The 15,210-nt window shown below is 57.6% G+C and carries 1 protein-coding gene; it reads right to left on the bottom strand.

The genetic code is table 11. The features are described 5' to 3' along the window. Positions 1–469 precede the first annotated feature (469 nt). Positions 470–14,605 carry a DUF7507 domain-containing protein gene (locus tag BD293_RS00300; RefSeq protein ID WP_170207016.1) on the bottom strand — a complete coding sequence of 4,712 codons (14,136 nt, stop codon included), beginning with the start codon at positions 14,603–14,605 and terminating at the stop codon, positions 470–472. Positions 14,606–15,210: the final 605 nt, after the last annotated feature.

Raw genomic sequence — 15,210 nt, 5'->3', positions numbered from 1 at the left:
GGATAGTTTGACGAAGAGCGGAAGCTGATCACCTCCCCAGCCCGGTATCCGCTACGCATATCAACTGTGGAGACATTTAGGATAGGCTTCGCGCCGAGCCCATCTACCGATACTCGAAAACCCATATCTGACAACGCATGGTCCATACGACGCAGCCGCTCGGTAACCGCAGCATCACCCGCCACATGCTGGCGTGGCTGGGTCACACCTGCGTCAATCGAAACCGAGAACCCGGTTTCACCCAGGTCACCGGCCGAGGTATGCCCCGATGATGTCGGGCTGGGGCGACTAACAACGAGCCCCGCATTGTCATGCGCACACCCTGTGGGCAACACTCCATCTATCAGCGCACAGTTTCGGCTGTCAGCTTGCGCGTGCGTCGCTCCGAAGGCTGCTACAAGGGCCAGAATTGAGACCATAGAGCCGCCTAGGGCAGTGATCCTGTACATTTTTTGCATTGCTCTAATCCTCACTGCTGCCCTGGTTTATTTGCGGCTCTTTCGACCACACGCTCTACTGTCAGCGCATAGCGACCTGTTCCCGACCACAAGCGCCTGATTTCCCTCTCCACGCTTCGCAGACGTGCATTGCCTACAGAGTCGCGCTCATTCGGAGCCGCTTGATAACTGAGCCGAACAACCGAAGGCTTCGCTGCGATCTGCGCCACAAGGCCTTGCAAACCTGCTCTCAACTCAGGGCGCATCTCACCGTTTGCGCTGAAAGCGCGCGCCGACAGATCCACCCGCGCCACAGGGAACATGGCCGCACCAAAATTCATCTTGGTCAGCATGCCCGGTGTCAGGCGCACCACACGCGGGTTCTCGGTGGTCAGACGGTAGCCTACAGGCAGCGTCCGATCATCGAGCTTGAGCATGAAGTTCGACCCGATATCGCGCGGCAGGGCTGCACATGGCAGGCTGAAGCGACCATGCTCATCTGTTGTGACCGCGATGCCGTTGGGTGTGACCAGACGCACCCCGGGCAGCCCTTTTTCGCGGCGCGGCGCAGATGGCGTGGGCTCGGACCAGAACTTGCCTTTGCCAGGAATGAAATCCTGATCCGTGATCGCAAAGCGATCTTCCTGAGGCTCGCCATTGAAGTAGCCATCATGGTTGATGTCATCAAACACACGGCCAATCACGGTTGAACACTGGAACACAGGGTCAACCTCAACACGCACAGCCGCCGTAGCCTCTTGCCCGATAGGCGCGCCAGTGAAGGGATTAAACATCCGTGCGCGGTTGATATGCGTGCCAACTGTCACCGCCGTGGATACGTATGTTGTCAACGTAATGACGGTCACGCGTCCAGCCTGCGCGGTCACGCCCTCGAAACGCAGCACCTGACCCGATTGCCCCGGATCAATCGGTACGCCATCTGTCGCCGCACTTCCCTGGCGATAAATGAACCCTCTCGGCAGGGTGTCGACAATATCGACAACCACATCAGCCGTGCCGGAATTCCGGATAGAGATCTCGTAAGTCAAAAGATCACCCACCCGTACCGAATCGACACCGGCTATCTTCGTGATCTCGAGAGCCTCGGTGTAGACCACGCTCACCGTCGCAGGCGCGGCAGCCGGGTTGCCCTGATCGTCAGAGGCTGTGTAGCTGACTGGCTGTGGATCGCCCGTGAAGCCGGCTTCCGGCGTGAACGTGATCTCGCCCGTGGTCTCATCAACCGTCCAGGTGCCTTCGCCAGCAACAACCAGCTCCGTCACAGGTTCACCACTCTCGTCGAGCAAGCGCACACTTGCAGGATCAATCGACGTGTCATCGTTGCCAAGGACATCAACCGTGACAGGCTCACCTGGGGTGTTCCCCGTGCTCTCGTCATCCTCGAGCACAGGAGCCTCGGTGTAGACCACGCTCACCGTCCCAGGCGCGGCAGCCGGGTTGCCCTGATCGTCAGAGGCTGTGTAGCTGACTGGCTGTGGATCGCCCGTGAAGCCGGCTTCCGGCGTGAACGTGATCTCGCCCGTGGTCTCATCAACCGTCCAGGTGCCTTCGCCAGCAACAACCAGCTCCGTCACAGGTTCACCACTCTCGTCGAGCAAGCGCACACTTGCAGGATCAATCGACGTGTCATCGTTGCCAAGGACATCAACCGTGACAGGCTCACCTGGGGTGTTCCCCGTGCTCTCGTCATCCTCGAGCACAGGAGCCTCGGTGTAGACCACGCTCACCGTCCCAGGCGCGGCAGCCGGGTTGCCCTGATCGTCAGAGGCTGTGTAGCTGACTGGCTGTGGATCGCCCGTGAAGCCGGCTTCCGGCGTGAACGTGATCTCGCCCGTGGTCTCATCAACCGTCCAGGTGCCTTCGCCAGCAACAACCAGCTCCGTCACAGGTTCACCACTCTCGTCGAGCAAGCGCACACTTGCAGGATCAATCGACGTGTCATCGTTGCCAAGGACATCAACCGTGACAGGCTCACCTGGGGTGTTCCCCGTGCTCTCGTCATCCTCGAGCACAGGAGCCTCGGTGTAGACCACGCTCACCGTCCCAGGCGCGGCAGCCGGGTTGCCCTGATCGTCAGAGGCTGTGTAGCTGACTGGCTGTGGATCGCCCGTGAAGCCGGCTTCCGGCGTGAACGTGATCTCGCCCGTGGTCTCATCAACCGTCCAGGTGCCTTCGCCAGCAACAACCAGCTCCGTCACAGGTTCACCACTCTCGTCGAGCAAGCGCACACTTGCAGGATCAATCGACGTGTCATCGTTGCCAAGGACATCAACCGTGACAGGCTCACCTGGGGTGTTCCCCGTGCTCTCGTCATCCTCGAGCACAGGAGCCTCGGTGTAGACCACGCTCACCGTCCCAGGCGCGGCAGCCGGGTTGCCCTGATCGTCAGAGGCTGTGTAGCTGACTGGCTGTGGATCGCCCGTGAAGCCGGCTTCCGGCGTGAACGTGATCTCGCCCGTGGTCTCATCAACCGTCCAGGTGCCTTCGCCAGCAACAACCAGCTCCGTCACAGGTTCACCACTCTCGTCGAGCAAGCGCACACTTGCAGGATCAATCGGATTGCTTCCAGCCTCGTCGTTGCCAAGAACATCGACAGTGACAGGCTCACCAAGATCGTTGCTCAACACTGAGTCATCCTGAAGGGCAGGCAAAACAACAGGGGTCGTCTCAACCGGCGGATCGATCACGTTGTTTTCCGTGGAAGGATCTTCCTCATTACCCGTGATAGAGGCAGTGTTCGTGTAGGTCCCAGACGCCAGAACCGTCGCCTCAAGGGTCAGGGTTGCACTACCCGCATTGGCCAGAGCGCCAATCGACCACTCACCCGTTGCAGGATCATAGCTACCGACAGACGGGGTCGCTTTGGTGAACTCGTAGCCGTCTTCAAGCTGCTCGGTCACAACAACGCCAGTCGCATCCGACGGACCATCGTTCTCGGCCGTCAGCGTGAAGGTCACCGTGTCACCAACATTCGGCGTCGCGTTGTCAACAACCTTCGTAATCGAAAGATCGCTCACCGGCGTGGGCTCGGGCTCAACAGCAGGCGTCGTGTTGTTAGTAAGATCAGGATCCGCCTCGTCGCCCTCGATCGAGGCCACGTTCGCGTAATCCCCCGACGCATTCACCAAAACAGTGATCTCAAGCGTCTCTTCCTGGTCCTTGGCAAGCGAGCCAATGTCCCAAATGCCTGTGCTCTCGTCATAAGACCCATCGGTCGCCGCGCTCGACACATAGGTGTAGCCCGACGGAAGCTCGTCCGTGACCTTGACATTCGCAGCATTCGCATCCGACGGACCGTTATTGGTCGCCACCAGCGTGAAGACGATTTCGTCGCCGACCTTCGGTTTATCGTCACTGACGGCCTTCGTCAGGGCCAGGTCCGACTGCTGCACCAGATTCGCCGGCGCAATCGGATCCGTTTTATTGTTATTCTCATTGGGATCAGCCGGCGTATCACCACTGATCTCGGCCACATTGCCATAATCACCCGTAGGCTGCACCTCTGCCGTGATCGTCAGAATCCGCGTGGTGTTGTCACCCGGCAGAAACCCGATGTCCCAGATACCAGTCGCAGGATCATATGTCGTCCCGGACGGCACAGACGAGGACACAAACACGTAACCACTGGGCAGAAGATCCTCAACGATCACATCGTTGGCATCCGACGGGCCGAAGTTCGAGGCGGTCACCGCGAACACAACAGTCTCGCCAACATTGGCCGTCTCTTTGTCCACGCTCTTGGACACCGACAGATCAGCAAGGGGCTCGGCCTTCACAGCAGGCGTCTCGTTGTTCTCCGTTGACGGATCCATTTGTTCGCCATCAATCGAGGCCACGTTGCCAAAATCACCCGTCGCATTCACCGTGACCGTGATCTCAAGCGTCTCAGACGCACCATTGGCAAGATCGCCAATCGTCCACTCACCAGTCGTCTCATCATACGCCTCGGAACCGTTGTCCGACACATAGGTGTAACCCGACGGAAGCTCATCCGTCACAACAACGCCTGTCGCATCCGACGGACCCGCATTCGAAGCCGTCAGCGTGAACACAACCTGCTCACCAACATTCGGCGTCGCATTGTCAACAACCTTCGCAATCGAAAGATCGCTCTGTGCAACAGGGGTCGTCTCAACCGGCGGATCGATCACGTTGTTTTCCGTAGACGGATCTTCCTCATTGCCCTCAATCGAGGCCGTGTTGCCATAATCGCCAGTGGCATTCACTGTCACCGTGATCGCAAGCTCCACAGGATCCGCACCATTGGCCAGATCACCAATCGTCCAGGTAATCTCACCATTGCTCTCCGAGGTCGCACTGCCGCCATTATCCGACACATAGGTGTAACCCGACGGAAGCTCATCCGTCACAACAACGCCTGTCGCATCCGACGGACCCGCATTCGAAGCCGTCAGCGTGAACACAACCTGCTCACCAACATTCGGCGTCGCATTGTCAACAACCTTCGCAATCGAAAGATCGCTCTGTGCAACAGGGGTCGTCTCAACCGGCGGATCGATCACGTTGTTTTCCGTGGAAGGATCTTCCTCATTACCCGTGATAGAGGCAGTGTTCGTGTAGGTCCCAGACGCCAGAACCGTCGCCTCAAGGGTCAGGGTTGCACTACCCGCATTGGCCAGAGCGCCAATCGACCACTCACCCGTTGCAGGATCATAGCTACCGACAGACGGGGTCGCTTTGGTGAACTCGTAGCCGTCTTCAAGCTGCTCGGTCACAACAACGCCAGTCGCATCCGACGGACCATCGTTCTCGGCCGTCAGCGTGAAGGTCACCGTGTCACCAACATTCGGCGTCGCGTTGTCAACAACCTTCGTAATCGAAAGATCGCTCACCGGCGTGGGCTCGGGCTCAACAGCAGGCGTCGTGTTGTTAGTAAGATCAGGATCCGCCTCGTCGCCCTCGATCGAGGCCACGTTCGCGTAATCCCCCGACGCATTCACCAAAACAGTGATCTCAAGCGTCTCTTCCTGGTCCTTGGCAAGCGAGCCAATGTCCCAAATGCCTGTGCTCTCGTCATAAGACCCATCGGTCGCCGCGCTCGACACATAGGTGTAGCCCGACGGAAGCTCGTCCGTGACCTTGACATTCGCAGCATTCGCATCCGACGGACCGTTATTGGTCGCCACCAGCGTGAAGACGATTTCGTCGCCGACCTTCGGTTTATCGTCACTGACGGCCTTCGTCAGGGCCAGGTCCGACTGCTGCACCAGATTCGCCGGCGCAATCGGATCCGTTTTATTGTTATTCTCATTGGGATCAGCCGGCGTATCACCACTGATCTCGGCCACATTGCCATAATCACCCGTAGGCTGCACCTCTGCCGTGATCGTCAGAATCCGCGTGGTGTTGTCACCCGGCAGAAACCCGATGTCCCAGATACCAGTCGCAGGATCATATGTCGTCCCGGACGGCACAGACGAGGACACAAACACGTAACCACTGGGCAGAAGATCCTCAACGATCACATCGTTGGCATCCGACGGGCCGAAGTTCGAGGCGGTCACCGCGAACACAACAGTCTCGCCAACATTGGCCGTCTCTTTGTCCACGCTCTTGGACACCGACAGATCAGCAAGGGGCTCGGCCTTCACAGCAGGCGTCTCGTTGTTCTCCGTTGACGGATCCATTTGTTCGCCATCAATCGAGGCCACGTTGCCAAAATCACCCGTCGCATTCACCGTGACCGTGATCTCAAGCGTCTCAGACGCACCATTGGCAAGATCGCCAATCGTCCACTCACCAGTCGTCTCATCATACGCCTCGGAACCGTTGTCCGACACATAGGTGTAACCCGACGGAAGCTCATCCGTCACAACAACGCCTGTCGCATCCGACGGACCCGCATTCGAAGCCGTCAGCGTGAACACAACCTGCTCACCAACATTCGGCGTCGCATTGTCAACAACCTTCGCAATCGAAAGATCGCTCTGTGCAACAGGGGTCGTCTCAACCGGCGGATCGATCACGTTGTTTTCCGTAGACGGATCTTCCTCATTGCCCTCAATCGAGGCCGTGTTGCCATAATCGCCAGTGGCATTCACTGTCACCGTGATCGCAAGCTCCACAGGATCCGCACCATTGGCCAGATCACCAATCGTCCAGGTAATCTCACCATTGCTCTCCGAGGTCGCACTGCCGCCATTATCCGACACATAGGTGTAACCCGACGGAAGCTCATCCGTCACAACAACGCCTGTCGCATCCGACGGACCCGCATTCGAAGCCGTCAGCGTGAACACAACCTGCTCACCAACATTCGGCGTCGCATTGTCAACAACCTTCGCAATCGAAAGATCGCTCTGTGCAACAGGGGTCGTCTCAACCGGCGGATCGATCACGTTGTTTTCCGTGGAAGGATCTTCCTCATTACCCGTGATAGAGGCAGTGTTCGTGTAGGTCCCAGACGCCAGAACCGTCGCCTCAAGGGTCAGGGTTGCACTACCCGCATTGGCCAGAGCGCCAATCGACCACTCACCCGTTGCAGGATCATAGCTACCGACAGACGGGGTCGCTTTGGTGAACTCGTAGCCGTCTTCAAGCTGCTCGGTCACAACAACGCCAGTCGCATCCGACGGACCATCGTTCTCGGCCGTCAGCGTGAAGGTCACCGTGTCACCAACATTCGGCGTCGCGTTGTCAACAACCTTCGTAATCGAAAGATCGCTCACCGGCGTGGGCTCGGGCTCAACAGCAGGCGTCGTGTTGTTAGTAAGATCAGGATCCGCCTCGTCGCCCTCGATCGAGGCCACGTTCGCGTAATCCCCCGACGCATTCACCAAAACAGTGATCTCAAGCGTCTCTTCCTGGTCCTTGGCAAGCGAGCCAATGTCCCAAATGCCTGTGCTCTCGTCATAAGACCCATCGGTCGCCGCGCTCGACACATAGGTGTAGCCCGACGGAAGCTCGTCCGTGACCTTGACATTCGCAGCATTCGCATCCGACGGACCGTTATTGGTCGCCACCAGCGTGAAGACGATTTCGTCGCCGACCTTCGGTTTATCGTCACTGACGGCCTTCGTCAGGGCCAGGTCCGACTGCTGCACCAGATTCGCCGGCGCAATCGGATCCGTTTTATTGTTATTCTCATTGGGATCAGCCGGCGTATCACCACTGATCTCGGCCACATTGCCATAATCACCCGTAGGCTGCACCTCTGCCGTGATCGTCAGAATCCGCGTGGTGTTGTCACCCGGCAGAAACCCGATGTCCCAGATACCAGTCGCAGGATCATATGTCGTCCCGGACGGCACAGACGAGGACACAAACACGTAACCACTGGGCAGAAGATCCTCAACGATCACATCGTTGGCATCCGACGGGCCGAAGTTCGAGGCGGTCACCGCGAACACAACAGTCTCGCCAACATTGGCCGTCTCTTTGTCCACGCTCTTGGACACCGACAGATCAGCAAGGGGCTCGGCCTTCACAGCAGGCGTCTCGTTGTTCTCCGTTGACGGATCCATTTGTTCGCCATCAATCGAGGCCACGTTGCCAAAATCACCCGTCGCATTCACCGTGACCGTGATCTCAAGCGTCTCAGACGCACCATTGGCAAGATCGCCAATCGTCCACTCACCAGTCGTCTCATCATACGCCTCGGAACCGTTGTCCGACACATAGGTGTAACCCGACGGAAGCTCATCCGTCACAACAACGCCTGTCGCATCCGACGGACCCGCATTCGAAGCCGTCAGCGTGAACACAACCTGCTCACCAACATTCGGCGTCGCATTGTCAACAACCTTCGCAATCGAAAGGTCAGCCAAAACATCGTAGCTTACGGTTTCTTCATTAGAGGAGACTTCGTCTGTCACCTCAGCCGAAGTTGCTGTTGCGGTATTCACAACACTACCGTTGTTGATGTCATCCTGTGTCAGGATATAGGTCGCCGTCACGCTGTTATCCGTGGCACCCGGCAAAAGAGACGTGATCGTCCCGACAGGGTTGCTCGCATCAATCAGCGGGTCATTCACTACGATATTGTTCAGCGTCACGTTGCCCGTGTTCTCAACCTCAAAGGTATAGGTGATCTCTTCACCAACCACCGCAGGGCTCGACAGCGCGCTCGTGTCCGCCGTCTTCGCAAGCGTCAGTGCAGGAGCCTGCTCAGGAGACGTCGTGATCGTGTCCTCAACCGGCGTCGTCACCTCTTCGGAGGTCGCAGACGCCGTGTTTGTCAGACCATTGTCGATGTCGGATTGCTTCAGGGCATAAGTCGCCGTGAAAACAGCCGTTTCGCCCGGCGCGACCAGACTGGCATCCGTGGCCGTGCTGGCAGTATCATCAAAGACAGGCTCGGACAGGTCCGGCAGCGGGTCGTCCACCGCAACGTTGGTCAGCGTCACGTTGCCCGTGTTCTCAACCTCAAAGGTATAGGTGATCTCTTCACCAACCACCGCAGGGCTCGACAGCGCGCTCGTGTCCGCCGTCTTCGCAAGCGTCAGTGCAGGAGCCTGCTCAGGAGACGTCGTGATCGTGTCCTCGACCGGCGTCGTCACCTCTTCGGAGGTCGCAGACGCCGTGTTTGTCAGACCATTGTCGATGTCGGATTGCTTCAGGGCATAAGTCGCCGTGAAAACAGCCGTTTCGCCCGGCGCGACCAGACTGGCATCCGTGGCCGTGCTGGCAGTATCATCAAAGACAGGCTCGGACAGGTCCGGCAGCGGGTCGTCCACCGCAACGTTGTTCAGCGTCACGTTGCCCGTGTTCTCAACCTCAAAGGTATAGGTGATCTCTTCACCAACCACCGCAGGGCTCGACAGCGCGCTCGTGTCCGCAGTCTTCGCAAGCGTCAGTGCAGGTGCCTGCTCAGGAGACGTCGTGATCGTGTCCTCGACCGGCGTCGTCACCTCTTCGGAGGTCGCAGACGCCGTGTTTGTCAGACCATTGTCGATGTCGGATTGCTTCAGGGCATAGGTCGCCGTGAAAACAGCCGTTTCGCCCGGCGCGACCGAGCTGGCATCCGCAGCCGTGCTGAGACCCGCATCAAAGACAGGCTCGGACAGGTCCGGCAGCGGGTCATTCACCGCAACGTTGGTCAGCGTCACGTTGCCCGTGTTCTCAACCTCAAAGGTATAGGTGATCTCTTCACCAACCACCGCAGGGCTCGACAGCGCGCTCGTGTCCGCCGTCTTCGCAAGCGACAGGCCCGGTTCCTGCGTCAGCGATGTCGCGGTCGCACCATCGGTTTCAGAAGTGGGGCCAGACTCTTCCTCAATCTTGGTGCCATCAGGGGTCTCACTTGACACAACAGCCGTATTCACCACACCGCCCGCATCAACATCGTCCTGTTCAAGCACATAAGTCGCCGTGTAGGTTGCCGTCTCGCCGGGCTTAAGCGTGCCCTCCGAAGAGCCCTGGTCCGCACTGTCAAAGGTCGGGCCACTGGTCAGCGTCAGTTCCGTGTTATCAGACAGGTCTGTATTATCTGCATCCGAACGGTAGAGCGTATCGGCAACCGCAACATTGCTCAGCGTCACGTTGCCCGTGTTCCGGGCCGTGATCGTGTAGGTGATCGTGTCACCCTCATCATCGGCACCCGACGAATTGGTATCCGCAAGCGTAGCCGTCTTTACGACATCCAAGGCGCCAACTGCTTCAAGATCCAAACGCGTGGGGTCGTTATTAAGCGTGCCATCTCCTGAGCTATCAGTACCCAAACCAAACGCACCATCATTGATGTCGGTGCCATCCGGATTGGTAAATGTATCTGATACAATCGCGGTATCAATCTCAGCTGTATCAAGACGGGCCTGGTTCTCAACAAAACCCCGATCGATGTCCTCTTGGGTTAAGGTGTAAGTTGCGCGGTATATAGCAAACCCACCGGCTTCTATGTCACCAAACGAACCTTGGCCTGCAAACTCAATTGCTGACAGGTTGTCAAAGTCACCGCTGAAGTCATCGGGGCTCTCGGTAATCTGAACATCCGTCAGAGTGACCAAGTTCGGGTTTAGAATCAGGTAGCGATATTCAATTACCTGTCCGGCCGCTGGTGGCGTGTCACTGTCCGCATCATTACGTAGCACCTGTTTGGACAAAGTTGCTCGCGGAAGGTTGTAAAGTGTTGGATCCTGCTCCGTTCCCGTTGCTTCGGGAGTAATGATTAGATCCCCGTTCTCATCGGTGCCGGCGACAGACAAAACAGGATCGACCTGTACACCCTGAGGTGTGAACAATTCAGGTGCTTTGGCCAGATTGCTCAGCTGACCGGAGTTGGCAATGAAGTCCTCTTCAACCAGCGTGTAGAAGGCCTGAAAAATAACGCTCTCACCGGGAACAACCTGACTATCGATATCTTCGTTGCCAGTTTCCGTGTTTGTCACAAAAACGATGTCTAGGGCGGCCCCGTTACCATTAAAGCTTTCCTCAACAATCGTTGTGTTCAGCAGGTTGACGTTACCAACGTTCTTAAGCTCAAACGTGTACTCGATCTGATCGCCAGGGCCAGTTACCCCATCCTCATTGGTATCGATATGTTGAGCCGACTTGATCAAAGTCGCTTTGGGATCGGCGGCAATGTCGAATACCGTCGGGTCATCGTTCGTCTCGCCCGAACCATCGCTGTCGGTGGTCAGCGGATCGGCGATGGTATCACCTTGACGGTCGGTGCCTGTGTCTGAAGGGATTCCTGGTGCCGGAATACGGTCACTTCTGAGAAACGCCTGATTTTCCACCTTGCCCGCGTTGATATCACCTTGGGTGAGCGAATAAGTCACTTGGATATTGGAATCTGTCGCGCCGGGGGGCAGGCTGGCGATCGTGCCGACAGCATCCGTACTGCTGATCAGCGGATCAAAGATTTCCAGGTTTTCAAGGGTTGTTTCACCAGTGTTGGTCACTGTGAAGCTATAAGTTACCGTTTCACCGGCTTGGGGAAACTCCGAGAGATCGCTGATATCGACCGATTTGATCAGCGTGGCACGCGGCGGTGGTGCAAACGACAGCACCGTAGGATCATCATTCGGGATACCATTCTGATTAGAATCAGTCTGTAGAGGGTCGATGATTTCGTTGCCAGCAGAATCCGTGCCAGCATCCGATACAACAGCGGTATCAAGCTCAGCCGCCACAACTTCAGCCTGGTTGGTCACGTTTCCGCGGTCAGCGTCTTCCGCTGTGAGCGTATAAGTTGCTGTGAAGACCGCTTTTCCACCCGGTTCAATCTCAAGTCCGTCCCCAGAAAGGCTAGTCCCGGTGCTTTCGTTCAATTGAAACTGAGGTTCTGGCAGCAAACCAGTGCCGTTGAAATTAGCTGCGGTCTCGTTGACGCTTACCCCTGTCAGGGTGCCCGCACCAACATTCTCAACAACGTAAGTGTAGGTGATGACATCGCCTGCATCTACAATATCATCACGATCGCCGCCGGTGATATCGAGCACAGCGGATTTGATCAGGGTTGCGCGAGGGGGCAGCGCGGTAATGGTTTCATCTGAATCTGTACCCGTTCCAGCGGGATCATCAATGGGAGTGCCATCCGGTTCTGTGCCCGCATCTGACAGAACAGAGGTACTAAGCTCAGCTGCGTCGATTTTGGCCTGGTTTTTCAACTCCCCGTTTTCCAGGGCAAAATCGTTCTGTTGCAAGGTGTAATTCGCAACATATGTCGCTGTCTCACCTGGTACGAGAGTACCCTCAACAGAGGATCCGGTGCTTGACAGGAAAGTAATGGTCGGAGCCCCACCTGTGCCGTTGAAGCTCTCTTCGGTTACGGCAACATCCGTCAGGGTCACGTTACCGGTATTGGTCACCGTGAACTCATAATTGAGGATATCGCCCGCTGTGACGAAACCGTCACCATTTATATCAGAAATGGACACTGCGGATTTGATCAGGGTCGCATCGGCTGCCTGCGCCAACTCCACGACGGTCGGGTCATCGTTCAAGCCGCCTGTGCCATCGCTATCTGTGTTCAGCGGATCAGTGATAACCTCACCATCCGGCGCGGTTTCCGTGTCTGAAACCGTTGTGACATCTGTCCCTGTTCCGTCACTGGCTGTGTTGGCCGTCACTTCGGCACGATTGGTCACCTCGCCACGGTCCACGTCCGCCTGTGTCAGCGTATAAGATGCCGTGTAGGTGGCCGTCGTCCCGACGGGCAGTTGGCTTGCAGGAAACACACCGCCATCGTTATTCTGATAGACGGGGCTGGACAGATTTGCCGCGGTCCCGTTGAAGGTTTCGGTGTCATTCAAATCTGCAGCGCCGTTGGGCAGGAACAGCGATACGTTACCCGTATTGGTCACCTTGAAGGTATAATCAATCGTATCACCGGCTGAGACACCGGGCGTGCCGTCATTATCGTTCAGGACAGCGCTTTTCAGGACTGTCAGGCCGGGGTCCTGCTCGGGCTCTGTCGTGATCGTGTCCTCAACCGGCGTCGTCACCTCTTCGGAGGTCGCAGACGCCGTGTTTGTCAGACCATTGTCGATGTCGGATTGCTTCAGGGCATAAGTCGCCGTGAAAACAGCCGTTTCGCCCGGCGCGACCAGACTGGCATCCGCAGCCGTGCTGAGACCCGCATCAAAGACAGGCTCGGACAGGTCCGGCAGCGGGTCATTCACCGCAACATTGTTCAGCGTCACGTTGCCCGTGTTCTCGACCGAGAAGGTGTAGGTGATCAGCTCGCCAACCACCGCAGGGCTCGACAGGCCGCTCGTATCCGCAGACTTCTCAAGCGTCAGTGCAGGCGCTGCCGTCAGGGTCAGGACAGTTGGGTCGTCGTTGGTTGCACCCGAACCACTGCTATCGGTGTCCAGCGGGTCCGTGATGGTCGCGCCAGCTGCGTCCGTGCCGGTGTCGGAGACAACGTCCGCGTCAAGCTCGTCGGCGCTGGCCAGGGCCTGGTTGGTGATCTCTCCCTCATCAATGTCGGCCTGGGTCAGGGTATAGGTCGTGCTGAAGGTTGCGCTCTCGCCGATTGCGATGTCGGTGGTCACTGTAGTTCCATCACCATTCAAGGTTGGCGTCGGCAGCGTTCCTGTTCCCGAGAAGTTAGCGTCATCCACCACACTCACATTTGTGAGGTCCACGTCGCCCGTGTTTTCCAGGGTAAAGGTATAGGTGATCTCGTCACCTTCATCGACCACCCCGTCGGTCCCCGCTACAGTATCGTCAAGGGAGGCCGACTTGACGTGAGTGAGTTCTTCTTCCGCTGGGGCGCAGAGTGGTGTATCAAATGGTGGGGTAGAGTTAAAATTCGCCCTTGGGAGGTCGCGCCAATTGCCGCCTGGCTCTCTCCACTGTAAAAATGCTCTTCCTCCCGAGGCTAGGGTGTCCCTTTGGTAGTGGACAATTGCGTTTCCCTCCTCGTTCGTCGTTATCGTCGCTACGTAGTCGCGAAGGTCATTTGAGCGAGAGGCCAGCCAGGAATCGCCGATTGGTGCGATAAGGCCACTACCTAAGCCAAACAGTCTGTTAGTGCTAAGGATGTTATTGGGGTCATTTGCGGGGCCCACACTTCCACTGCCGATGTTGTCCGATACCGGATCAACGAGATTATCAACCTCGAGATACGGGCCATTGAAAGCAATAAATGCGTGTTGGTCTTGGGGTCCCCGTTGCCGGATTCTCAGCTCGATATCAGTTCCAATCGGCACACTTGGGAACCTTACCCAAGCTTTGTTGCGCTGCAAATCTCGGAAATCAAAGCTATTAACGTCTTCGAAAAACGTAAAGGGTTCCGCTGGCAAAATTCCAGTACTTTGCCATTCACTCTCGTCAGGCAAACCGCAGGAATCCGTAAAACGAAAATCGTCATTTCCCGACATAGGCAATTCTTGGTTAAAACCATACTCTGCGCCTTCTAAGGGCTCATCATTTGGCTTTTCCATGTATTCAAACGAATAACTCTGGTCGAACGTAAGATCGTTGAGAGTTGCCTGCGCCTGCGCCGACCCCGGCATGGCCATCAGGGTAAAGACCAGCATCAGCCCCGCCAGGATCGCCATAAGCCCGCCGCGCGCTGCACGCGCGAGCCGACCTGTCAGGCCACCCGCTGCAGGATCCTGTCCGTCAAGGCCAGACCCGGACCCGCCGTGCCGGAGGGCCGGGACGGGTTGACGCTGTGCGGTGTGCGGGGCGTGGGACATGAGATCCTCGGGGGTGTAAAACGTGTCGCGTGGCATGGGGGCTTGGGATCCTTGGGGAGGTGTCATATGCATCCGGGGTGTTCGGGGCTGGTGAGGCGCGCGCCCGATGGGCGGCGGGGCTTCACGCGCCCTGCGCGTTCGGCAGGGGACGGGCCTGCCCTGCCCCCCCCCCGAAAGGCCCGACCCGGCCCTGTCCGGCCACGGGGCGGCGGCGGAACCCTGTGGGCAGTGCATAAGATCAGGCATGACATCCTCGGGGGGTGTGTGGCGTGGGGCAGGGCAGGACAGGGAAAGCGGCGGCTGCATGGCACCACCGCTTTCCGAACAAGGCGCGGGGATGCAGGCAGGTGCGCATGCGGCCAAGCCGGTTGAAGCAGAGTCGACCGGCACAGCCGGCGGCGCGCTGCGCGGCAAGATTGCGGACAGGGTCACATTCCGAATGCGCTTACCCGAAAGGGTGAACGAAGCGCTTGGCGCCAAATTGTTACACATTACTCAATTACCTGCTCATTAGTTTCCCCGCGCCCGGGTTAGCCCGGATCTGGGGGTGCAGCAGCGATCACACAGACGCACCGCGCACTACGTTCCCGCGCTTGGTGCTTCATTTTTCGGGGGGGGTCGCGGGCGATGTCGTGTAATTT

Source organism: Roseinatronobacter monicus (assembly GCF_006716865.1).
GTDB classification, from domain to species: Bacteria; Pseudomonadota; Alphaproteobacteria; order Rhodobacterales; family Rhodobacteraceae; genus Roseinatronobacter; species Roseinatronobacter monicus.
This window is presented reverse-complemented; position numbering and strand designations above follow the sequence as displayed.